Annotated in this window: 20 protein-coding genes and 1 tRNA gene; 12 read left to right on the top strand and 9 right to left on the bottom strand. The window is 65.3% G+C overall.

The features are described from left to right. Positions 1–37 precede the first annotated feature (37 nt). A complete protein-coding gene (locus NKF27_RS02360) occupies positions 38–700 on the bottom strand; it encodes a 1-acyl-sn-glycerol-3-phosphate acyltransferase (protein ID WP_045991371.1) in 663 nt (220 codons plus the stop codon). 63 nt (positions 701–763) lie between these two features. Next, positions 764–1393 (bottom strand): TetR/AcrR family transcriptional regulator, encoded by a 630-nt coding sequence (locus NKF27_RS02355; protein ID WP_253555204.1) that lies wholly within the window; start codon positions 1391–1393, stop codon positions 764–766. A 180-nt stretch (positions 1394–1573) separates the two neighbouring features. Between NKF27_RS02355 and NKF27_RS02350 the strand changes: the two genes are divergently transcribed. Further along, on the top strand, positions 1574–2257 hold the full coding sequence (locus NKF27_RS02350) for an SOS response-associated peptidase (RefSeq protein ID WP_108131202.1): 684 nt from the start codon (positions 1574–1576) through the stop codon (positions 2255–2257). After that, entirely contained in the window at positions 2257–5181 is a 2925-nt protein-coding gene (locus NKF27_RS02345) for an insulinase family protein (protein ID WP_253555203.1), read from the top strand. The genes NKF27_RS02350 and NKF27_RS02345 overlap by 1 nt, the downstream gene beginning before the upstream one ends. A 253-nt stretch (positions 5182–5434) precedes the next feature. Here NKF27_RS02345 and sbcB read toward each other — a convergent pair whose 3' ends face one another. The 4 genes from sbcB to minC form a co-directional block, all read right to left on the bottom strand. Beyond that, complete coding sequence (sbcB, locus tag NKF27_RS02340) at positions 5435–6925, bottom strand: exodeoxyribonuclease I (RefSeq protein ID WP_253555202.1); 1491 nt, start codon at positions 6923–6925, stop codon at positions 5435–5437. 215 nt (positions 6926–7140) lie between these two features. After that, positions 7141–7395, bottom strand: a complete 255-nt coding sequence (gene minE, locus NKF27_RS02335; RefSeq protein WP_045991341.1) for a cell division topological specificity factor MinE — start codon at positions 7393–7395, stop codon at positions 7141–7143. After that, positions 7392–8213 (bottom strand): septum site-determining protein MinD, encoded by an 822-nt coding sequence (gene minD / locus NKF27_RS02330; RefSeq protein ID WP_045991342.1) that lies wholly within the window; start codon positions 8211–8213, stop codon positions 7392–7394. Before minD ends, minE begins: the two co-directional genes overlap by 4 nt. A gap of 149 nt (positions 8214–8362) precedes the next feature. Next, positions 8363–9103 carry a septum site-determining protein MinC gene (minC, locus tag NKF27_RS02325; RefSeq protein WP_045991343.1) on the bottom strand — a complete coding sequence of 247 codons (741 nt, stop codon included), beginning with the start codon at positions 9101–9103 and terminating at the stop codon, positions 8363–8365. A gap of 258 nt (positions 9104–9361) precedes the next feature. On the opposite strand from minC, the gene NKF27_RS02320 reads away from it, so the two are divergent. Continuing rightward, complete coding sequence (locus NKF27_RS02320; RefSeq protein ID WP_253555201.1) at positions 9362–12145, top strand: DUF349 domain-containing protein; 2784 nt, start codon at positions 9362–9364, stop codon at positions 12143–12145. A gap of 133 nt (positions 12146–12278) precedes the next feature. Here NKF27_RS02320 and phbB read toward each other — a convergent pair whose 3' ends face one another. Next, the gene (phbB, locus tag NKF27_RS02315) at positions 12279–13025 is read right to left on the bottom strand and encodes an acetoacetyl-CoA reductase (RefSeq protein ID WP_045991345.1); all 747 of its coding nucleotides are present in this window, start codon (positions 13023–13025) and stop codon (positions 12279–12281) included. Between the two features lie 369 nt (positions 13026–13394). Here phbB and NKF27_RS02310 point away from each other — a divergent pair. The 3 genes from NKF27_RS02310 (at position 13395) to NKF27_RS02300 (ending at position 16336) form a co-directional block, all read left to right on the top strand. Beyond that, a tRNA-Met gene (locus NKF27_RS02310) sits at positions 13395–13471 on the top strand. Between the two features lie 624 nt (positions 13472–14095). After that, the gene (locus NKF27_RS02305; RefSeq protein ID WP_253555200.1) at positions 14096–15256 is read left to right on the top strand and encodes an AAA family ATPase; all 1161 of its coding nucleotides are present in this window, start codon (positions 14096–14098) and stop codon (positions 15254–15256) included. Positions 15257–15391: 135 nt separating this feature from the next. Next, a complete protein-coding gene (locus NKF27_RS02300; protein WP_253555199.1) occupies positions 15392–16336 on the top strand; it encodes a co-chaperone YbbN in 945 nt (314 codons plus the stop codon). A 138-nt stretch (positions 16337–16474) separates the two neighbouring features. Here the strand turns inward: NKF27_RS02300 and NKF27_RS02295 are convergent, their stop codons facing one another. Then, on the bottom strand, positions 16475–17659 hold the full coding sequence (locus NKF27_RS02295) for a MalY/PatB family protein (protein ID WP_253555197.1): 1185 nt from the start codon (positions 17657–17659) through the stop codon (positions 16475–16477). Positions 17660–17742: 83 nt separating this feature from the next. On the opposite strand from NKF27_RS02295, the gene NKF27_RS02290 reads away from it, so the two are divergent. After that, complete coding sequence (locus NKF27_RS02290) at positions 17743–18177, top strand: hypothetical protein (protein WP_222515822.1); 435 nt, start codon at positions 17743–17745, stop codon at positions 18175–18177. An 8-nt stretch (positions 18178–18185) separates the two neighbouring features. Here the strand turns inward: NKF27_RS02290 and NKF27_RS02285 are convergent, their stop codons facing one another. Further along, complete coding sequence (locus tag NKF27_RS02285) at positions 18186–18521, bottom strand: hypothetical protein (protein WP_249743018.1); 336 nt, start codon at positions 18519–18521, stop codon at positions 18186–18188. A 62-nt stretch (positions 18522–18583) separates the two neighbouring features. Between NKF27_RS02285 and NKF27_RS02280 the strand changes: the two genes are divergently transcribed. The 5 genes from NKF27_RS02280 (at position 18584) to NKF27_RS02260 (ending at position 21330) form a co-directional block, all read left to right on the top strand. Beyond that, positions 18584–19387 carry a hypothetical protein gene (locus NKF27_RS02280; protein ID WP_253555195.1) on the top strand — a complete coding sequence of 268 codons (804 nt, stop codon included), beginning with the start codon at positions 18584–18586 and terminating at the stop codon, positions 19385–19387. Positions 19388–19523: 136 nt separating this feature from the next. Next, complete coding sequence (locus NKF27_RS02275; RefSeq protein ID WP_045991349.1) at positions 19524–19928, top strand: thioesterase family protein; 405 nt, start codon at positions 19524–19526, stop codon at positions 19926–19928. 2 nt (positions 19929–19930) lie between these two features. Beyond that, entirely contained in the window at positions 19931–20398 is a 468-nt protein-coding gene (ybaK, locus tag NKF27_RS02270; RefSeq protein ID WP_045991350.1) for a Cys-tRNA(Pro) deacylase, read from the top strand. A 112-nt stretch (positions 20399–20510) separates the two neighbouring features. After that, complete coding sequence (locus NKF27_RS02265) at positions 20511–20825, top strand: hypothetical protein (RefSeq protein ID WP_045991351.1); 315 nt, start codon at positions 20511–20513, stop codon at positions 20823–20825. Continuing rightward, positions 20809–21330 (top strand): DUF501 domain-containing protein, encoded by a 522-nt coding sequence (locus NKF27_RS02260; RefSeq protein ID WP_108131195.1) that lies wholly within the window; start codon positions 20809–20811, stop codon positions 21328–21330. Before NKF27_RS02265 ends, NKF27_RS02260 begins: the two co-directional genes overlap by 17 nt. Positions 21331–21374: the final 44 nt, after the last annotated feature.

Below are 21374 nucleotides of genomic sequence, written 5' to 3'. Positions count from 1 at the left end.
CCTCTGCCGGAGCCTGCGTACCCCGGCGGCGGTTGCCTCAGGGCTGGCCGGTCTCGACCCAGCGATCGGCTTCAGCCTTGAGCTCGCGCACCCGGGCCTCCAGCGACTGACGGGTGGCTTGCCCCGGCGGCACCGGCTCGTCGAAGTAGAGCGCCACCCGGGCGCGGCAGCGCCTGGGGAAATGAGCCAGGGCCTTGCCGTGACGATTGGACGTCCACGAGCCCCACAGGCCCGACAGCGCGGCGGGAATCACCGGCACCGGGTCCCTCGACAGGATCAGATCGAGGCCCCGGCGGAAGGTCTTGACCTCGCCATCCGACGTCAGCCGCCCTTCCGGGAACAGCATCACCACGTCGCCGTTTCTCAAGGCGCGGCTGACTTCTTCCAGGGCGCGACGCACATTGCCCGGGTCACGACGATCCGATTCCACGGGTATCGCCCCGACCATGCGAAACAGCCAGTTGAGGCGTTTCGACTCGTAGATCGGACGATCCATCAAGAAGCGCAGCGGCCTGGGGCTGCCGCCGCCCATCACCAGCGCATCCATGAAGCTGACATGATTGCACACCACCAGCGCCGGCCCGCGCGGGGGCACGAAGCGACGCCCCTGGAAGCGAAGTCGGTACAACACATGGATAAAGGCAAACACGAAACGTCGGATATACACCGCCGGGGCGCGATAGAAGCGCCAGGCAGCGATGCAGGCAAGCAGGCCGACGAGGCCCCAGACGAGTACGTCGATCACGGCGTGTCGTTCACCTGTCTATCGCCCCCCCTGGTCACGGCCTATCTGCTTGAGTCCGGCGAGGGTGGTCGACAGCAGTTGATCGAGCAGCTCCTCGACCTCGAAGGCGCCACCCTGGGAATAGCCAAGACGATCATTGAGCCCCAGCTGCACCAGGCCATGAACGCTGCCCCACAGGGTTCGCGCCAGGCGCTGCGCCTTGAGCGATTCGAGATCCGGCTGATACTCGGTCAGGGTCCCCTCGACCCGGGCAAACAGCGCGCCGATCATATCGGTCTGGCGCTGATCGAGTTCCCCTTCCTGGGCCAGCGGATAGTCGAACATCAGCTGCCAGCGATGGGCGTCTTCGCGGGCGAACTTCCAGTACCCCTGGGCCAGGGCACGCAGCCGGGCCTCAGGCTCGGTGGTGTCGACCAGCAGGGGCTCCATCACCGTGCGCAGCCGACCGAGGCTTTCCAGGTTGACGTGCTGCAGCAGGTTGTTGAAGCTGCCGTAGAGTTTCAGCAGGGTGCTCGGCGCACAGCCCACCTCCCGGGCCAACGAGCGCAGCGACAGGGCATGCACCGGCTGCTCAGCCAGCCAGGCATCGCAGGCGGCCATCACCTGGGCGTGAAGCTCCTCGGGGGCATGCTGTCTTGGACGCGCCATCGCTCTTCTCTCTCGCGGCCGGACATCGGCGGCTTCAGGTTCAGCGGTATCGTTCAGCATACATTAATCGAACACTGTTTTCGACCGCTCATTATGCCCCCTTCGCCGCAACAACGGGCTCAAGGCTTTCCTGACACCGGGAGCTTGGGTACGCTGGCCCTCCAGATCGCAGGAGCCCCCATGACCGGCCGTCTCTATATTCCCGCCCGCGCCATCGAGACCGCCCTCGACGACCTCGATGCTCCGGCCCAGGCCATCAGCGGCGTCAACATGGCCCCGCGCCGTCCACTGTCGATCATCCGCCTGGAAGCTGGACGCCCTACCCTGGGGATCGGTTTCTGGGGCCTGACACCGCCCTGGTTGCAGGTGCTCGATCACGCCCCCCACTGCGCCCGCGCCGAAAGCCTCGACTCGCGCCCGATGTTCCGTGACGCCTTCCGCGCGCGGCGCTGCCTGGTGCCGGTAGCCGGCGCCTACGCCTGGCAGCCGCGTCCAAACTACAAGCAGCCCTTCTTGATCACCAGGGCAGACCGCGGGCCGATGCTGCTGGCCGGACTATGGTGTAGGTTTCACACCACCCTTACCGACTATAACGACTCCTTCGCCTTGATCACGGTACCTAGCCCTGGCTTTCTGGCCCCCCTGACCGACCGTCTGCCGGCGGTCATAGCCCCCGGTCAAGCGAGGGCCTGGCTGGACCCGCAGAGTGATCCCGAGGACCTCAAGCCACTGTTGAGCCCCCCTCCCGGGGAACTGTTGGGCGCTTTTCCGGTATCAAGACGAGTGAACAATCCTCAAGAGCAAGACCCATCCTGTGCCCACCCCATCGGCAAGATGTGGCGCCAGACTTCCAAGGAGACGTGATGGCTTCGACCCTCACACGACGCGGCGCCAGCGCCCTCGTCGCCACCCTGATCGGCCTGTGGCTACCGCTGGCTCAGGCTTCCGCGGCCCCGGCCGCTACCAGCGAGCAACCGGTCACGGCTCAGGCCGACGCCGACGTGGCCACCGCCACGACGCCGATCGTCAGCCCCCACGATGATCGCGACTATCGCGTACTGACCCTGGACAACGGCCTCGACGTCCTGCTGGTCAGCGATCCCGAGGCCGACAAGGCGGCGGCTTCACTCAATGTGTCGGTGGGCAGCGCCCAGGATCCCGATGACCTACAGGGGCTCGCCCACCTGCTCGAACATATGCTGTTTCTGGGCACCGAGGCCTACCCCGAGCCCGACGCCTACCAGGGCTACATCAGCCGCCACGGCGGGCGCCACAACGCCTTCACCGCCTCGCTGGACACCAACTACTTCTTCGATGTGGAACCCGAGGCCTTCGAAGGCGCTCTGGATCGCTTCAGTCGGTTCTTCATCGACCCGCTGTTCAACGCCGACCGCCTGGGCAGCGAGCGCAACGTGGTGCACTCCGAATATCAGGCGCGCCTGCGCGATGACGCACGCCGCGAGAACGAGGTCCTCGACGCCCTGCTCAATCCGGCCAACCCCACCGTGGGTTTCTCGGTGGGCAGCAAGGAGACCCTGGCCGAGCGGCCCGAAGGGGAGCCCAGCCTGCGCGAGCGGGTCATGAACTTCTACGAGAACCACTACGGCGCCAACGTCATGCATCTGGCGGTGGTGGCGCCGATGCCGTTGGATCAACTGCAGACACTGGTGGTCGAACGTTTCGCCGAGGTGCCCGATCGCGGCCTCGAGGCACCCGTCATCGACACCCCACTGGTCGATCGCTCACGCCTGCCGCTGGCCGCCGAGGCCCAGTCGCTGCGCGACGCTCGCCGCGTCAGCTTTCTGTTCCCGGTTCCCGACCCCGTGCTCAGCTATCGCCACAAGCCGGCCAGCTACATCGCCAACCTGATCGGTCATGAGGGGCCCGGCAGCCTGTTGAGCCGCCTGCGCGAGGCCGGCTGGGCCGACGGCCTGTCCGCCGGCGTCACCCGAGGTGACGGCCGCCATGCACTGCTGGCCGTGGATGTCAGCCTGACCCCTGAGGGTCACGAGCATCTCGATCGCATCCAGGCCAGTCTGTTTGCCACCATCGAGCAGATTCGCCAACAGGGCATCAGCGAGGAACGCTACGACGAGCAGGCCAGCCTGTCCGAGCAGGCGTTCCAGTTCCAGCAGCACGGTAACGCCCTGGACGAGGCCATGCGCCTGTCCATGAGCCTGACCCACTACCCGCTCGAGGACGTCAACCGCGCCGGCTACCGCATGGACGGGCTCGACGCAGAGGAAGTGCGTCGCTGGCTCGATGCGCTGCGCCCCGACAACATGATCCGCCTGTACACCGGCCCCGAGGTCGAAGGCGACCAACGTAGCCGCTACTACGACACCGCCTGGCAGGAGACGCCATTGGCCGACACCGCAGCCGACCCCCTGGCGGGGCTGGCGCTGCCCGAGCCCAATCCCTTTATCGCCGAGGACCTGGCGCTGCTTGAGGCCCACGACGAGCGCCCCTCACTGCTGATCGACACCCCCGAGGCCGACGCCTGGTACAAGGCCGATGCCGAGTACGATACGCCCAAGGCCTCCTGGCGCTTCAGCCTGCAGCACCCTGGCGCCAGCCAGTCCCCGCGCCAGGCCGTGCTGACACAACTGCTGGCCGGCTGGCTCAACGACAGCCTCAACGAGAAGCTCTACGCCGCACGTCTGGCGGGACAGAAGTATGAAGCCTATGCCCACTCGCGTGGCATGACGCTGTCCTTCACCGGCTGGCGTGACCGCCAGGACAGGGTGATACGGGAGGTGATCGACCAGCTCAAGCAGGGTGAGATCCTCGACGCAAGCGTTGCCCGAGTACGCTACGGCCTGGAAAAGCAATGGGGCAATGCACCACGCAATCCGCTCTATCACCAGGGTCAACGCACCCTGTCCGAGGCGCTGATTCGGCCCCAGTGGTCCCCCCAGGTACTGCTGGAGGCGCTGTCCGACCTCGAGCCCCAGGACCTGCGCGACTTCCGCGAGCGCTTCCTCGACGAGCTGCACCTGCAGGCGCTGGTGGTCGGCAACCTGGAAGAGTCGCTGGCACGCGACGAGGCCGAGCAGGCCATCGCGGCGCTTGAGCCCAGCCTTGGCGCGGACGCCATCACCGACCTGCAGGTACTCAAGGCAGTGGATCTGCCGAGCCTGACGCCGGACTCCAGCCGAGACGAGTCGCTGCTGATTCGCTACCTGCAGGGGCCGGACCAGGGTATCGCCACCCAGGCCCGCATCGCGGTGCTCGGCAAGCTGCTCGAGACTCCCTTCTACCAGCAGTTGCGTACCGAACAGCAGCTCGGGTACATCGTCAGCGCAGGCTACTCACCGCTGCTGCACGCTCCGGGCATCAGCCTGCTGGTGCAGTCTCCCTCCACCCAGAGCGACGAGCTCAAGGCCAGGGTCAGCGACTTCCTCGACCGTGTGCCCGAGCGTCTGGACAGCCTGGATGACGACACCCTGGCCACCTATCGCCAGGCGGTCCACGACGAGATTACCCAGCGTGATTCAGGCCTCGAGGAGCGCACCACCCGCCTGTGGCAGGCGCTGTCCTACGGCGACACCGACTTCGATAGGCGTGAGCGGCTGGCCGCCGCGGTGCTCGAGGTCGACGCCGCCAGCCTGAAGGACAGCTGGCAGCGTCTGGGTGGCGCCGCAGTGGTGGACGTGACCTTCGATCCGGGCGCCGCACCCAGCGACGTCATGGCGTTGAAAGGCGACCTGGAAGCCCTGCCCGGTGACGAAGAAGAAGCGCTGTCACCGACACCGGCGGACACCAGCGCCCAGGCGGCCAAACCCTGACAGGGCTCTGCCAAAAGGCCCTGCCCCACCCCATCGCCCCCTGCTTGGGGGCGATCCCGCCCGGCTGGCGACGCCGCCGCCGACAGCAGTGACGACAAGGCCCGACCGGCATCGCCGGTCGGGCCTTGTGGTTTCACCCGCGTCGTTTCACCCGCTTCATCACACCTGATACATTGCACCTGCTTCATGGCGCCATATTGATGATGCCCGACACGGCCAGCGCGACGCCGTGCGTCTGCGCCAGGCTGGTCCCCTAGCCGAACGCCTGGGCGGGCATGATCGACTCCACAAACATCACCATCTCCTCGAGGATCTGGCGTTCGCGATCGCTCAGCCAGGTCTGGTTCAGACGTTCGATTTCACGCGCGAAGTCCTTTAGCGTCAGGCTCGCCAGCGCCGAGTCGTTCATCCGCTCCCACCGGAAGGTCTCCCAGCGCGCCTGCTCCTCGCCGGTCAGGGTGTCCGGATAGCTGCGGGCGCGGTAGCGAAACAGCATCTCCTCCAGGCGCGGGTCCTGGAAGGCAAAGCTGGCGTCGACCAGATCCCAGGGATCCATGGCACGCACGCGCTCCATCTGCTGGCGGTCGGCAGGCGAGAAGAACCCGCCGGAGTAGAGCATCAGGTCCGGATCCCTCGGCGGCTCCGGCGGTGGCTCGGCGAACACCTCCTGCACCTTGGCGACGATATCGGGGTCCTTGGCCAGCCGCTGGTAGTGACCGCGACAGGCGTCCATCTCGAGCCCCATGCGCGCCACGATCTCGCCATACTCGCCCTGATGGGGCCCCGACACATCCTTGAGCGCACTGGGCGGAAAGATCACCGGACACTTGTTGATGTGCACCACCTTCAGCGGAATCCGGCTTTCGCCCTCAGCCAGGTCGTCATTGCTGACGAATACCCGAGCACGAATCTCCTGGGGCGAGAGACTGAGCATGTCGGCAGGGTCCAGCGACAGGTCGTAGACGATGACGCCGTTGGGATTGGTCGGGTGTTCGGCCAGGGGCATCACCAGAGAGCCGCAGGCACGGCTGGCCGGATAGCGCCGGGAGATATGCACCACCGGCTTGCGCTGGGTCGTATCCAGGCGTTTACGCACCTCACGCTTGGCCCTGAGCGACAGCAGGTAGTCGAACAGGTTGGCATTGGCGCCACGCAACAGTCGCGCCAGGGCGATGGTAGCGCGTACATCGGCCAGGGCGTCGTGGGCGCCGGCATGCTCGATGCCGTTGGCCGCGGTCAGGTCTTCCAGGCGAAAGCTGGGACTGCCGTCCTCGCGCCTTGGCCACTCGATGCCCTCTGGCCTCAAGGCGTGAAAGGCGCGCACCACGTCGATCAGATCCCAGCGCGAATTGCCGTTCTGCCACTCCCGTGCATAGGGGTCGATCAGGTTGCGGTAAAACAGGTGACGACTGACCTCATCGTCGAAGCGCAGGCTGTTGTAGCCCACCGCACAGGTCCCGGCGACGCTCATCTCGTCGACGATGGCGCCGGCGAACTCGGCTTCGGGCACACCGTTGCGCCTCGCCTGCTGGGGCGTAATACCGGTGATCAGGCAGGCCATGGGGTGCGGCAAGGCATCATCGGCGGGCTTGCAGAACAGCTCCACCGGCTCGCCAATCTCGTTGAACTCGGCGTCGGTACGGATGGCCGCGAACTGCGAGGGACGATCGCGCCGAGGATCGGCACCAAAGGTCTCGTAGTCGTGCCACAGAAAGGTCAGCGGAGCGGCTTTCGGCTGCGCCATGGGATTGCGGTCTCCACGCGTACGTCAAAGGCCCGTCAGCCTAGCACAGGCCAACGCCGGGCTCAGCCTGCACGATCACAGGTCGAGTCCGGCGCGGGAAGGAAATACACGAAAGACGCCCAAGGGGCGTCATCTTGATGGCTGGCATTGTCGATATCGCACCGGCGATGTGGCATCGACGATATCACGACGTTCAAGCAACACCAGGCGCTGCATCAACTGCTGCGCGGCAGGGTCACGTTGAGCTCGAGCACCGAGCAGTTGTCCTCGCTGTCCAGCGACATATTGATGGCATCGTCGTCCACCTCGACATAGCGGCGGATGACCTCAAGCAACTCCTTCTCCAGCATCGGCAGGAAGTCAGGCTGTCCCCGCTGGCTACGCTGGTGCGCCACGATGATCTGCAGCCGCTCCTTGGCGACAGACGCGGACTTCTTGCGTTCGCGCTTCAGGAAATCGAGTAGTTTCACCGGCGACCTCCTCCTCCGAACATGCGGCTCAGCAGGCTTTTCTTCTGATACTCGTGGAAGCGCAAGGGCACCTCCTCTCCGATCAGGCGGCTGACCGTATCCATATAGGCCTGGCCAGCGTCACTGCTGTCGTCGTGGGTGACCGGGACCCCCTGGTTGGAGGCTCTCAGCACGGCCTCGGACTCGGGAATCAAACCTACCAGGTTGATGGCCAGGATCTCGCGAATGTCCTCGAGATTCAGCATGTCTCCCTGGTCGACCCGTCCGGGGTTGTAGCGGGTGATCAGCAGGTGCTCCTTGATCGGGTCCTTGCCCTGCTCGGCCCGCCGGGTCTTCGATGACAACAGCCCAAGGATACGGTCGGAGTCACGCACCGAAGACACCTCGGGGTTGGTCACCACGATGGCTTCGTCGGCGAAGTACATGGCCAGCTGGGCACCACGTTCGATACCGGCGGGTGAATCGCACAGTATGTAGTCGAAGTCCTTGGTCAGGGTGTCCAGCACCTTCTCGACGCCCTCCTGGGTCAAGGCATCCTTGTCCCGAGTCTGGGAGGCAGGAAGGATATGCAGGTTGTCCACACGCTTGTCACGGATCAGCGCCTGGTTCAGCCCGGCCTCGCCCTGGATGACGTTGACCAGGTCGTAGACCACACGGCGCTCGCAGCCCATGATCAAGTCGAGGTTCCGTAGACCGACATCGAAGTCGATCACTACCGTCTTGTTGCCTCTGAGTGCCAGCCCGGTGGCAATGGCTGCCGCACTGGTTGTCTTGCCGACCCCGCCTTTACCGGAGGTCACAACGATGATCTTGGCCAAGTGTCGCATCCTGTCGTCGTAAAGTTGTTGGTCCTGTGTGGTCACCGCAGTGACCAGGCACGGCCTTATAAAAATCGCTGTCCCGCGCTAAAGCGCCCGCTGATGCGGCAACGCCCCGCTGAAGGCGCTTCACAAGCCCGGCTGAAGGCTCACTTCAACGCGGTGATCCCCAACTGATCGTCCGTCAGCACGACCTGGACGGAGGAGCCGAGCAGCTGGGGGTCGATATCTTCGAGACGCTTGTAGTTGCCCGCCACCGACAACAGCTCCGCATGCAGCTCACGGCAGAAGATGCCTGCCTGGTGGTCGCCGTGAATGCCAGCGAGGGCACGCCCCCTGAGGGCACCGTAGACGTGGACATTGCCCGCCGCCAGCACCTCGGCCCCGGCATTGACCGCACCGATCACGGTCAGGTCGCCGTCGGGAGCGGTGATCTGCTGGCCGGAACGCACGGTGCCACGAAAGATACGTCCGCCATGAGGCGCGTCAGCCTCCACTTCCTCGACCACGGTGACGTCTTCGTCTTCCTGCACCGGAACGCTTTCCAGGGTGCGCGCACGGGCGGCATCCTGGGGGGGGAACCAGCCAAGTCCGAGCGCCCAGGCGGACTGCTTGACCGGATCTGCACCACCACGCACCGCTACCGGCAGCAGCTTGTGCGCCCGGCACACCGCACAGATACGTTCCAGGGCCAGGTGAGGTTCGTCGAGCTTCTCGACGCTGAGCACCACCGGGGTGTGCTGAAAGAAGGCTGGCGACTGCGAGAGCTTGCCCGCGAGCTGATCGCGAATTTCCTCGGGATCCGCACTGGAAAGCTCCATCACCGTCATGGGCAGCATCCCACCCTTGAACGTAAACGCCATGCTGTCCCTGTCCACTTTGAGGCTCATTGCCGAACTCCACGTCGGGTGTTGGTCGGGGGATGATCTCAAGCTAAGTCAGAGCCCCCGGTCCTGCAACCGATCATAAGCCTCAATTGTCCTCCTGTCAGTGTCTCCAATCAGCCACAGCCCTGCGCTGAGGCCTTTTCTGATGGTGGCGCGCATGCTTAGATAAACTTTCTATCTCGACGCCCGGCTTTGCCTGGCGCAATAACAAGATGGTGAAGCCGTTTCGCCACCTTTCTTTATTTCTTTGCAGGAAGCCCCATGCCCGGACTCCTCCGCCGCCTTTTCTCGCCACGCTGGCGACATCCCGATCCACAGGTCCGACGCGACGCCGCCGAACGGCTCGACCCCCAGAGCCAACGCGAGGCCCTCGAGACCCTGGTCCAGGACACCGAGCCCGACGTCCGTCTCGCCGCGGCGAGACGCCTGGACGACCCACAGCGACTGCTGCAGCTGCGCGTTGAGGGTAAAGGATCACGCGAGCTGGATCGTCAGCTCATCGCGCTGCTGATCGGTCGCCAGGGCGGCATCGAACTTGGCCGCCGCCAGCAGATCGTCGAGTCCCTGGACGACGCGGCGATGCTCGAGGAGATCGCCCTCCAGGGCGATAACCAGCAGCTGCGACTCGCCGCCCTGGCCAGGCTCGATGACGAGGCCGCCCTGATTCGCCAGGCCTGCGACAACGGCATCGCCGCCGTACGTCACGCCGCCGCCGAGCGGGTCACCTCCGAGGAAGGTCTCAAGCAGCTGGCCCAGGCGGCCCGCCGGGATCGCCACGTGGTGCGCGACGCAAAGGAACGCCTGGGTCGACTGCGCGCCGACGCCGACGCCGTGGAACAGGCTCGGGAACGACGCGAGCAACTGCTGGCCAGTCTCGAGCAGCACGCCCGCGCCACCTGGGAGCCTCTCTACGCTGGGCGCTTCCGCCATCTGGAGCGCGAGTGGTCTCGACTGGCGGATCTGCCCGACGCCGGGCAGGAGCAGCGCTACCAGGAGGCCAGCCTGCGCTGTCGCAAGGTGATTCACGATCACGAGGCCCAGGAACACGCCCTGCGTGCCGACCGACAGCGCCGCGAGCAGGCCGACCAGGACCGAGAGGCACTGGTCATGGCGCTGGAAGAAAGCCTGGCCGCGCTCTATCAGGGCGAATATGTCGGTGAACAGGACCTTGCCAGCCTGCGCGCTCAGAAGCAGTTGATGGCCAACCGCTGGCAGGCACTGTCCGAGATCCACCTGGCCGACGACGGCCTGCGCCAGCGCTACGACAAGGCCTTGAAGAACTACGACGCCATCAACCAGGCCCACCAGCGCCTGGTCGAGCGCGCCCTGCCGCTGGAGGAAGCCATCAGGGCCGGCGACGAGGCTGCGCTCAAGCAGCTGGTGAGCGACTGCAAGTGGCCCGAAGGTCTGCCGCCAGACCCGCGGCTCGAACGTGCGCGACACCATCTCCGCCTGGAGAAGGATCTTTCCGGGGACGAACCATCGGAGTCCCAGCTCACACGCTTCGATGAGGAACTGGATCGTCTCGAGGCGCTGCTCGACGAGGGTACCTTCAAGGGAGCGAGCCGCTTGCACCAGCGGCTTCGCCACCTCGCCGATCAGCTGCCGTCCTCGGCCGGTGCCCAGCAGTCTCGACTCAAGCGCCTCGGCGCACGACTCGCCGAACTGCGCGACTGGCGCGGCTTCGTCGCCGGTCCCAAGCGCGAGCAACTGTGCCAGGCCATCGAGGCCCTGGAGCAGGACGCCACCCTCACCGACCGTGACCGTGACCGTGACCGCCGCCATCGCCAGCTGGTCAAGGAGTGGAAGGCATTGGGCGACGCCGCGGCCAACCGCGAGCAGTCCGAGCGCTTTCGGGCAACCTCCGAACGTATTCGCGAGTCGCTCAAGGCCTGGCGTGAACAACAACAGCGCCTGCGCGAGGCCAACCTGGCAGAACGCGAAGCGCTGTGCGAGCAGATCGAGGCCCTTCTGGAGCAGCCCGCCGCCCAGGCCGACCCCGACGCGCTGCGCGAGATCCGCGACCAGGCCAGGGAACAGTGGCGCCGCACCGCCCCTGTCCCGCGCGATCACGCAGAGGCCATCGGACGACGCTTCGGCCGCATCCGGCACCAGTTGCAGGCGCTGATCGATCGCCGCGCCAACGAGATCGCCGACGCCAAGCGTGAGGTGATCGACCAGGCCCGAGCGCTGGTCGATGCACGACTGCCGGCACGCCAGCGAGCCGACCAGGCCAAGGCACTGCAACAGCGCTGGCGCGAACTGGGGCGCGCGCCCAAGGGCGAGGAGCAGACCCTGTGGCGAGAATTCCGCCAACTATGCGACCAGATCTTCGCCCAGCGTGACGCCGAGCGCGATGATCGTGCCCAGCGTGCTCGCGAGCGCCTGGAACAGATGCAGGCCCTGATCGACCGCATCGATGCCTGGCAACCCGCGGCAAGCAGCGAGGCCGACTGGCTGGACAAGGCGGTGGATGAGGCCAGCGCGCTGGAACCGCTACCATCGGGCCGGCGCACCGAAGGCATGCGCAAGCGCTGGGCCGGCATCGTACGGGCTCGGCGCGAGCGCCTGGAACGGCTCTCCGTGGCAGAAGTCGTCGGTCGTTGGCGCGAGGTCAAACCCCTGATTCTCGAGCACCTTGAGGCCGACGATGACTGCCTCGCCGGTCGCCTCTGCAGTGATGTGGAGATTCCTGCCGCGTTATCGTTGCCGCCGGCGCTGAAACAGGCCCACGCACAGCGCAACGCCGCACGACGCGATCCTGCTCCAGCGGAGGAAGTCGCCGAGCGTCTGGCACGACTGCGGGTGCACCTGGCGCTCCTGGCGGGCCATCCGATCGGCCACCAGGACGAGCCACTGCGCCTGGCGATCCAGGTCGACCGCCTCAACGATAGCCTTGGCCAGGCGCCGAGCCGGGAAGACGAGCTGATCTCGGTACTGTGCGGGCTGCTGGCCACCGGTCCAGTGTCGCGCCAGCAGTGGGAGCGCGAGGTACAGGAGCTCGACGCCCTGCTGGATGGGCTGAGTCAACTGCCACCACCCTGAGCGATGCACGGCTTGCCGTGCCTCCCCCCCTCTTTCAGCCCCTGAAAACCACGATGCGAGGCCTTTTGGCCTCGCATCGTGGTTTCTGGCGAAATGTACATCGCCGAGCCTCGTGAGCCCGGCGCGACGTCTGTCAGCCCATGAACTGACCGCCATTGATGTCGATATTGGCACCGGTGATAAAACCGTTGTCCTTGCTGGCCAGGAAATTGACCAGGCGGCCGATCTCTTCCGGCGTGCCGTACCGCTTCATCGGGATGGTCTCGCGAATGGCCTCGCGCACCTTCTCCGGAATCTTCATGATCATGTCGGTGGCGATATAGCCAGGCGAGATGGTGTTGACGGTGATGCCCTTGGTCGCAGTTTCCTGCGCCAGCGCCATGGTCAGACCGTGCATGCCGGCCTTGGCGGCGGAATAGTTCACCTGGCCGAACTGCCCCTTGCGGCCGTTGATGGACGAAATATTGATGATCCGTCCGTAGCCCTGCTCCAGCATGCTCTCGATCACGCTGCGGCAGGTATTGAAGACGCTGTTGAGGTTGGTGTCGATGACCACGTTCCACTGGTCCGCCGACATCTTCTTCAAGGTGCCATCCTTGGTGATACCGGCACAGTTGACCAGCACTGCGATCGGCCCATGCTGGTCCTCGATCGCCTTGACGCCATTCTGGCAGGCCTCGAAATCGGTCAGATCGATGCCGGCGATGTCGATATTGTCATAGCCATCCGACTTCTGGGTCTCCAGCCAGGTCTTGGCCTTGTCAGGATTGTTGTAACCGGCCACTACCTGATAGCCGGCATCCGCCAGTTCGCGACAGATTGAGCTTCCGATACCACCAGTACCACCGGTGACCCACGCGACGGGCTTTTGCTGAGTCATAGACGACCTCCCTGATTGTCCTTCACGCCGCCGCTTGGCGACGGCACTTGTTGTTGCAAGCATGTATAGCAGTGGATGCTCTGGTGCTGCGCATTCGCGCAACCAGCAACCTCGGGCCCAGAGCGATCGCGGGTGGCCTCCTGCCACTGCGACGCCCAGCCCCACCTGCCTACCTCGGCAGGCCTTCGTCGTGGTACTGCGTCGAATCAACGTCCACAACGACTATCCACCAGGCTAGCGTCTAGCACTGACATTTGCATGACAGCCCCTCCAGTATGGACCACAGCGCCCGAACGGCACGACCCATCACACCCGAAATCGCACAGGGTTGACGCAGCCAGAATTATCCGTATACTGCGTCCTCGTTGATGCGGGGTGGAGCAGTCTGGTAGCTCGTCGGGCTCATAACCCGAAGGTCATCGGTTCAAATCCGGTCCCCGCTACCAAATACGAAAACGAGGCAGTCCTTCGGGACTGCCTCGTTTTTTTGTTGGCTGTCCGGTGCTGGCCGAGGCCAGCGCTTCGCCACCAGACGCCGTTGCGGCATCGCTGTACTACGAAGCCCGCCCCCTGATTAAATCTTAATTTTTCTGTGCCAATTCGATATTTTTTGGCGCTTCCGTGTCCCCGGATTAACCATCCACCCCTCCTTCTTTCGTCGAAGAGCTGACCTCGATCAACCCGAGTCGGTCAAGAATCGACCGTCGACAGCGACCTGATCTTCGACGTCGACCGCAGCAATATTCAGCAGGTGCTGGAGCTGTCCCTGCACATCCCGGTTCTGGCGGCCTGCAGCCCCCCCTGGTACGAGCCCTGCAAGCATCTGATGCCGGTGCTGGAAGTCTCCATCACCGCGCGGACGGTATGAAACGTCCAACGACTGAGGGCCAGCTCATTTCGCGTGGGCCATCCGCGAGCCAGCACAACCGCCGTCACGCCTACTACAGAAGGCGCGCTTCTCCTGGCCAGGCCGCTCGGAGCGGGAGCCATCATGGGCAGGAGCGTTGCTTTACGCCATTTTACGGCTAATCTGATAAATTATAGGAATTCAGATAAAAGCTGGTAAAGCCATGATCTACTTTCCCAGGCATCAGCTGGCCGCTGACATGGCGGACGCCGTGAGGGGGCACACCCTCTTCAGCGACGCGCCTAATGGCCTGTTCCTTGCCGCCCCTCGCAGGACCGGCAAGACCACTTTCCTGCGCAACGACCTGCTGCCCACGCTGGAGACACAAGGCGTCGAGGTGGTCTATGTCGACCTCTGGTCGGATCAGCAGCGCGACCCCGCCCTGCTGATTCAGGCTGCCATTCAGGAAGCCATGGCCCCGCACCGCCCCGCCATCGAGAAGCTGGCAGCACGGTGGGGCATCAGCAAGGTAGGGCTCGGACAATGGATCCAGCTCGATGCCACCCCCACAGACAACGGGGTCGCCTCCCTCCCTGAGGCACTACGCCTGCTCATCGAGGCCGGGGGCAGGCCAGTTGCCCTGGTGATTGATGAGGCCCAGCAAGCGGTAACCACCGACGCTGGCAACACCCTCATGGCCGCCCTGAAGTCGGCGCGGGACCAGCTCAATTCGCCCGACCACATCCAGCTGATGCTGGTCATGTCGGGGTCCGATCGCGACAAGCTGCTTCGGCTGGTCAACAGCCATTCTGCCCCCTTCTACGGATCACAGATCCAGCAGATGCCGCTGCTCGGCAAGGCTTTTATCGAGCACATCGCCGATCTCATCGAGCGCCAGCAGCCAGCGCAGGCTCCGGTGGACACGGACATGCTGCTGCAGGCATTCACGGCTTATGGGTTTCGTCCCCAGTTGTTCATGGAGGCACTCGGCCAAGCGATGAGCCCCCTGGCCGCGGATGAAAACCGATTCGAGCAGCGGCTTGTGTCACTCGCACAGGCGCGACAGCGAGATGTCGAGCAGGACATGGCGAGTGACTACCTCGGCCTGGACCCCGTCCAGCAGGCGGTCCTATGGCGAATGCTCGAGATGAGAGAAGGGTTCCGTCCGTACAATGCCGAATCGCTGGCCTTCTATCAGCGGATCACCGGCAAGTCGGTTTCTGCACAGAAAGCTCAACGAGCCTTGGAAAGTTTGCGGGAACGCACCCCACCCCTTGCGTGGAAATCGAGCCGGGGTGAATACGCCGTGGAAGATGCAGCCATGACCAAGTGGTTCCGATCCCTGTTCGACGCAGGCCGCTGGCCGCCCGGAGCCGATGAATAATCCGCAGCTGCGGGTGTCCAGCCTCGAACATCGCGAGCGCCTCGACAATACAGCCTGCGTATCGGCAGGTGCCTTGAAGTCGGTGGCCGTCGCCCGCATCTTTAGGGCAATTCACTTTTGACAAGGTTGTGTCCCATGCCCATCGTCGACCCTCGTACAGGCGAACCTCTGAGCAGCGATCCGAGCAGCGAACCCGCCCAGGGTGCCGCCGCGGCGTCCCAGGGGCCGGCCGACAGCGACCTGATCTTCGACGTCGACCGCAGCAACATTCAGCAGGTGCTGGAGCTGTCCATGCGCATCCCGGTGCTGCTGGACTGCTGGGCCCCCTGGTGCGAGCCCTGCAAGAACCTGATGCCGGTGCTGGAAAAGCTGACCCGCGAGTACGCCGGCACCTTCCTGCTGGCCAAGCTCAACATCGACGACAACCAAGACATCGCCGGCCAGCTCGGCGTACGCTCGGTACCCGACGTCAAGTTGATCAGCCAGGGCGGTCTGGTGGACCACTTCCAGGGCGCCTTGCCGGAAAAGGAAATTCGCGAGTGGCTGGGCCGCTACTTCCCGGCCCCGGAAGATGCTCCGGCAAGCCCCGAAGAACAGGCCGAGCAGGCCCTGGCGGCGGGCGACACCGCCACCGCGCTGGAGATCCTGCAGCAGCTGACACAGCAGTACCCCGACCACCTGGCCTACCAGATCCAGATGGCCCGAGTGCTGGTGGCGGAAGGTCGCAATGATGAAGCGCGCGCCCTGCTCGACGCGCTACCTCCAGAAGACCGCGACGGTCCCGAGGCCCGCGGCGTTCGTGCCAGCATCGAGTTCGGCGAAGAAGCGCCCGACGCCGAGACCCTGGCCGCCCTGGAGGGGCGTGACGACAGCGAGGCCAACTATCTGCGAGCGCTGCGCCAGGTCGCCGATGGTGACTACGAATCCGGCCTGGAAGGATTGCTGGCGGTGATGAAGCGCGACCGTGCCTACGGTGACGATCTAGCGCGCAAGACCCTGCTGCGGGTGTTCGACGCCCTCGGCGCCGATCACCCTCTGACGGTGAGCTACCGCCGCAAGCTGTTCGCCCTGCTCTACTGAGTGGATCGAATCCAGGCGCACGCGAAGACTGAGGCGATCGAACCGTCGAGCGCATTGCCGCTCATCGCGTCAGCATGAAAACGGGGCCCCTTCGAGGGCCCCGTTTGCGTTGTCGAGGAGATATTGCGCCATCGCCACTCAGCCGCCAAGCACCGGATCCAGACGCGTCAACGCCTCGTCAAGCTGGGTGGCCGTGGTGCCGAAATTGAGCCGCGCAAAGCCCGGCCAGCCGAAGTCGGCGCCATCCGACAGCGCGACCCCGGCTTGCTCGAGCAATGCCTTGGCCGGCGACTCCTCGCCACCCAGGGTCGACTGGCGCAGATCGAGCCAGGCCAGATAGGTCGACTCGGGGGCGCTGAAGCCCACGCCGGGCCAGCCAGCGACGCGCTCGACCAGCGTCTGGCGGTGGCCACGCAGTACCGTCAACAACTCCTGGCGCCAGGGCTCGCCGTGGCGATAGGCGGCCTCAGCCGCCACCAGCCCGAGCACATTGGCGTCCGGCATCAATCCCTTGGCGGTATCACGAAAGCGCTTTCTCAGGCCGGCGTCGGGGCAAATCGCGCAGGCAGCGGTCAGCCCAGCCAGATTGAAGGTCTTGGACGGCGCCCACAGGGTGATGATGCGATCGGCCAGCGCCGGGAAGGCGGCGGCCAGGGGCTGGTGGCGCGCTCCTTCGTCGAGCAGCAGGTCGCAGTGCAGCTCGTCTGAGACCACGATCAACCGATGACGCTCGACCAGTTCGGCGAGTCCTTCGAGCTCTTCGCGGCGCCAGGCTCGTCCGGTGGGGTTGTGGGGCTGGCACCACAACAGCAGCCGGGTCCGCTCGGTGATCGCCGCCTCCAGCGCCTCGAGGTCCAGCGTCCAGGGCTCGCCCGGCGCCTGGGGCGGGCGCATGGCTGCCTGCTGGGGCTGGCGCCCGGTGCGCCTGGCCACCTGCAAGAACGGCGGATAGATAGGCGTCACCGTCAGCACCCCATCGCCAGGCTCGGTAAAGGCCAGGCTCGCCAGGTGCAACGCCGGTACCACCCCCGGCAGCCAGTGCTGCCAGCGGGCCTCGATGTCCCAGCCATAGTGGCTGGCACTCCAGTCGATCAGCGTCTGTTCCAGACTTTCCGCCACCAGACCGTAGCCAAAGACGCCGTGATCGATGCGCGCCGACAGCGCCTCGACCACCGCCTCGGGCGAGCGGAAGTCCATGTCCGCGACCCACAGCGGCAGGACGTCATCACCGTGGCGGTGCCACTTCTGTGACGGCCAATGTGGTGAACGATCATCACCGCGGGGCTGTCGTCGATCGATCGGCGTGGCAAAATCGGGTTTCATGGTCATCTCCCTGACGATGGCTGGTCGGTTGCCAGGATACCCTGGCCAAGCACTTGAAGGACGCTTCCCCCATGACAAGCACCATGCCGCATCACGGATTCTTCGCCAAGGTATGCCGAGGAATGCCTGCCCTGATCGGCCAGTGGCTGGCGCTTGGACGCGGCGACCCCGATCGCCTGGCGCTGATCCTGGCAGAAACCGCCCGGGTCGCCGGCCTCGGCGACCCGGGAGAGACCCCGGACGGCGCCACACTGGAGCGCTGGGCCGCCGCCGACAACGACGAGATCCCACCCCACTGGGCGGTGCGTACCGCGCTGTTCCTGCTGGTCCAGATGCCTGCCCGGCCGACACCCGGCGATGAGACCGAGGCCTGCGCCTGGGCCTACTGCTGGCTGCGCAATCGCGCCTTCGACAGCCGCGACGCCGCCGTCGACGCCCTGCCGGAACACCTTCGCCAACCGCTGGCGGCCGCGGTGACCGCCGCCTGGGTTGATCGTCAGGGGCTCAGGCTGGTCTAGGCACCGCACTAACGACGCCGCCGGGTCGGCCGCTTCGGCCGAAAGCCGTCGGGCTTGGTCGACAGCCATTCGACGAAGGAACGAATCTCCGGATGTGCCAGCAGCGCCTCGCGGCTGCGATAATGGTCGGCCAGCTCACGCTCGCTCAGCAGCGCGTGAAGATGGCGGTGGCAGCCGTGGCACACCCACAGGATCGCCGTCAGGCGCTCGACGCGATCGTGGCGCTTGCGATAGCGCGCCTTGCCGTGCAGCGAACGCGGTATCAGATGATGCTTGGTCAGGGGCGCCCCTCGCGCGCACAGCTCGCAGCGCTCTGGCCTCGGGGGCGGCGACAGCTCGGTCATGGTCATCTCGCTTGAACCTGGTCACCAGATACCTACGATAACCCAAGGAACCCCCTCCCCTCATGGACGTCCCCCTTCACTGGCAACTGGCCAAACTGCTTATCTCCGTCGGCGTCGTGCTCGGCCTGTCGGTCATCGCCGAGCGGGTCAGCACCCGGGTCGCCGGCCTGCTCTCCGGCTACCCGCTGGGCACCGCCATCGCACTGTTCTTCATTGGCCTGGAGCTGTCGCCCCAGTTCGCCAGCGACAGCGCCGTACACACCCTGGCCGGCTTCACCGCGACCCTGGCACTGGGCGGCGGCTACCTGCTGGCCGCACGCGGTGACGGGCTCAAGGGCGTGGCCCAGGGAACCGCGGGTGGCCTTGTCGCCTGGCTCGCCGCCAGCAGCCTGCTGACCCAGGTCGATTTCAGCCGCCTCGGTGGCACCCTCACCACCCTGGTCGCCATCATCGTCTTCACCTGGCTGTATCGCCGGATCCCCGACGTCAAGGCCACCCCCAAGGGCGGTTTCTCCTGGCCCGCGCTGGCGCTGCGGGCAGGGCTCGCCGCGGGCATCATCTTCCTGATCACCGGCCTCGCCCATGTGGTGCCGAGCGCCTGGGCCGGGGTCATGGCGGCGTTCCCGGTGACCATGTACCCGTTCCTGGTGATCCTCCACCTGACCCAGGGGGCAGCACCGGTGGCCACGGTCATCAAGCACTATCCTGCGGGCCTGGGCTCGCTTCTGTGCTACGCCCTGGTGGTGTCACTGACCTACGCAAGCCTCGGCCTGTGGCCAGGCACCCTGCTGGGCTTCGCCGCCGCCACCCTGTGGCTGTTGTCGTGGATGCGAGTGCAGCAGTGGTGGGCAGGCCGCCGAAGTTGAGAGACAAGGGCTGAGCTAAAGGCTGAGCCAAGCGTTGAGCCAAGACCGGCGCGCCGACGCCCGCATCTTGACCTAGCGCTTGCTTGGGATAATCCTGAAACCCTGACATCACCACCACAACAAACGAGAACGCCCTATGCTGACCCGCACCATCGAGCCCGCCTTCTACGACACCGACGCCCTCGGTCACGTCAACAATACCCGCCTGCCGGCCTGGTTCGAGCTGGCACGCAACGACCTCTTCCGCCTGTTCACCCCGGACCTGGACCCGGCCAAGTGGCGGTTGATCATGGCACGCATGGAGATCGACTATCGCGCCGAACTCCACTATGGCCATGACATCGAGGTTCGCACTTACCTGTCACGCCTGGGCAACAGCTCCTTCACCGTGACCCAGGAAGCCCACCAGAAGGGCGAGCTGACCAATCTCGGCCACACCGTGCTGGTGCACTTCGACCACCAGACCAAGAAGGCGGTGCCGATCGAAGGCGAGCTGCGCGAAGCCCTGATGGAGCACCTTCACGAACCGGAGATCGCCTGACCATGACCCCTGCCGTCAAGACGCTGGAAAAGGCCGGCAGACCGTTTTCCACCCTCAGCTACGAGCATGACCCGCGCTCGCCGGCCTACGGCGAGGAGGCGGCCGAGGCGCTGGGGCTGGACCCCGCGGCGGTGTTCAAGACCCTGCTGGCCAGCATCGATGGCCAGCGCCTGGTGGTGGCCATCGTGCCGGTATCGCGCAAGCTCGACCTCAAGACCCTGGCCAAGGCGGCCAAGGGTCGCAAGGCCGCCATGGCCGAGGCCGAAGCGGCCGAACGAGCCACCGGCTATGTGGTCGGTGGCATCAGCCCGCTGGGTCAGAAGAAGCGTCTGGCCACCTTTATCGATGACAGCTGTCACGACCACAGCCAGATCCACGTCAGCGGCGGACGCCGCGGCCTGGAAATCACCCTGGCCCCGGACGACCTGATCGCGCTGACCGATGCCCAGGTGGTGGCGCTGGCGAGATAGCCCTTCGAGACAGCCCTTCGAGACAGCCCCGTTCCCGGTAAAAAGACCGGCCGAACAAGCGTCAAAATGGCAAAAATGCTAGGGTGGAGCCATATCGACACCAGAGGTGCCCATGGCGATCCGCTACACCCTGTGGCTGGACCCGGACGACAAGGTCCGCCATCGCGCCGCCGAGGCCAGCCTGGAAGCCTTCTTCCTCGAGCGCTTCGCCGACTATCCGCACATTCGCTTGTTCGGCGCCGATCCCTACGATTATGATGCCCCGTTCAATCGCCTCTACGACGTGCTGATCGCACGCGGCGCCGAGTTCATCGAGCGCGAGCAGGCCTACGTCCCCACCCCGGAACAGCTCAATCGTGCCTTCTTTCGCGCGGTGGGGCGCTCCACCAAATTCGTAAGAGACAACCCCGATGGTGATCCGTCCTGACACGCCCCCCGATGCCGCCCAGACGGCGATCATCGCCGAGCAGCTCGGTCGCGAGCCCCGCGGCATCGAGGCCCTTGCCGCCACCGACGGCGAAGGCACTCCGCTGGTGCTGCGCATGGCCCCGATCGTAGACGGCAAGCCGTTTCCCACCCTGTTCTGGCTGAGTTCCGAGCTGCTCAAGGTGGAGCTGTCACGGATCGAGGCGGCCGGCGTGATCAAGTCGCTGGAAGCCCGGCTGAAGGAGGATGACGACTTCCGTGCGGCCTACCATGCAAGCCACCAGGACTACATCGCCACCCGCTGGGCGCACATGAGCGCCGGGCAGCGTGCCGAGGTCGAGCGTCTGGGCTATGACAAGGTGCTGCGTGAACGCGGCATCGGCGGCATCGCCAACCACGATCAGGTGCGCTGCCTGCACACCCAGTACGCCCATCACCTGTGCGGCAACAACGTGATCGGCCAGTGGGTCGACGAGCACTACGGCATCATCGATCTATTGCCCTGAGCTGCTCGCAGACAAGCGCTCTCCCCCTTCACGCCGCGACAGGA

Source organism: Halomonas sp. DN3, from assembly GCF_024137905.1.
Lineage (GTDB): Bacteria > Pseudomonadota > Gammaproteobacteria > Pseudomonadales > Halomonadaceae > Halomonas > Halomonas litopenaei.
The sequence above is the reverse complement of the archived record's forward strand: the minus strand, read 5'-3'. Positions and strand labels throughout refer to the sequence as shown.

Bases quoted from the DNA above. Each gene is read 5' to 3' on its own strand.
- NKF27_RS02355 (WP_253555204.1), bottom strand. From the start codon at position 1,393: ATGGCGCGTCCAAGACAGCATGCCCCCGAGGAGCTTCACGCCCAGGTG.
- NKF27_RS02350 (WP_108131202.1), top strand. From the start codon at position 1,574: ATGACCGGCCGTCTCTATATTCCCGCCCGCGCCATCGAGACCGCCCTC.
- NKF27_RS02345 (WP_253555203.1), top strand. From the start codon at position 2,257: ATGGCTTCGACCCTCACACGACGCGGCGCCAGCGCCCTCGTCGCCACC.
- sbcB (WP_253555202.1), bottom strand. From the start codon at position 6,925: ATGGCGCAGCCGAAAGCCGCTCCGCTGACCTTTCTGTGGCACGACTAC.
- minC (WP_045991343.1), bottom strand. From the start codon at position 9,103: ATGAGCCTCAAAGTGGACAGGGACAGCATGGCGTTTACGTTCAAGGGT.
- NKF27_RS02320 (WP_253555201.1), top strand. From the start codon at position 9,362: ATGCCCGGACTCCTCCGCCGCCTTTTCTCGCCACGCTGGCGACATCCC.
- phbB (WP_045991345.1), bottom strand. From the start codon at position 13,025: ATGACTCAGCAAAAGCCCGTCGCGTGGGTCACCGGTGGTACTGGTGGT.
- NKF27_RS02305 (WP_253555200.1), top strand. From the start codon at position 14,096: ATGATCTACTTTCCCAGGCATCAGCTGGCCGCTGACATGGCGGACGCC.
- NKF27_RS02300 (WP_253555199.1), top strand. From the start codon at position 15,392: ATGCCCATCGTCGACCCTCGTACAGGCGAACCTCTGAGCAGCGATCCG.
- NKF27_RS02295 (WP_253555197.1), bottom strand. From the start codon at position 17,659: ATGAAACCCGATTTTGCCACGCCGATCGATCGACGACAGCCCCGCGGT.
- NKF27_RS02290 (WP_222515822.1), top strand. From the start codon at position 17,743: ATGCCGCATCACGGATTCTTCGCCAAGGTATGCCGAGGAATGCCTGCC.
- NKF27_RS02285 (WP_249743018.1), bottom strand. From the start codon at position 18,521: ATGACCGAGCTGTCGCCGCCCCCGAGGCCAGAGCGCTGCGAGCTGTGC.
- NKF27_RS02280 (WP_253555195.1), top strand. From the start codon at position 18,584: ATGGACGTCCCCCTTCACTGGCAACTGGCCAAACTGCTTATCTCCGTC.
- NKF27_RS02275 (WP_045991349.1), top strand. From the start codon at position 19,524: ATGCTGACCCGCACCATCGAGCCCGCCTTCTACGACACCGACGCCCTC.
- ybaK (WP_045991350.1), top strand. From the start codon at position 19,931: ATGACCCCTGCCGTCAAGACGCTGGAAAAGGCCGGCAGACCGTTTTCC.
- NKF27_RS02265 (WP_045991351.1), top strand. From the start codon at position 20,511: ATGGCGATCCGCTACACCCTGTGGCTGGACCCGGACGACAAGGTCCGC.
- NKF27_RS02260 (WP_108131195.1), top strand. From the start codon at position 20,809: ATGGTGATCCGTCCTGACACGCCCCCCGATGCCGCCCAGACGGCGATC.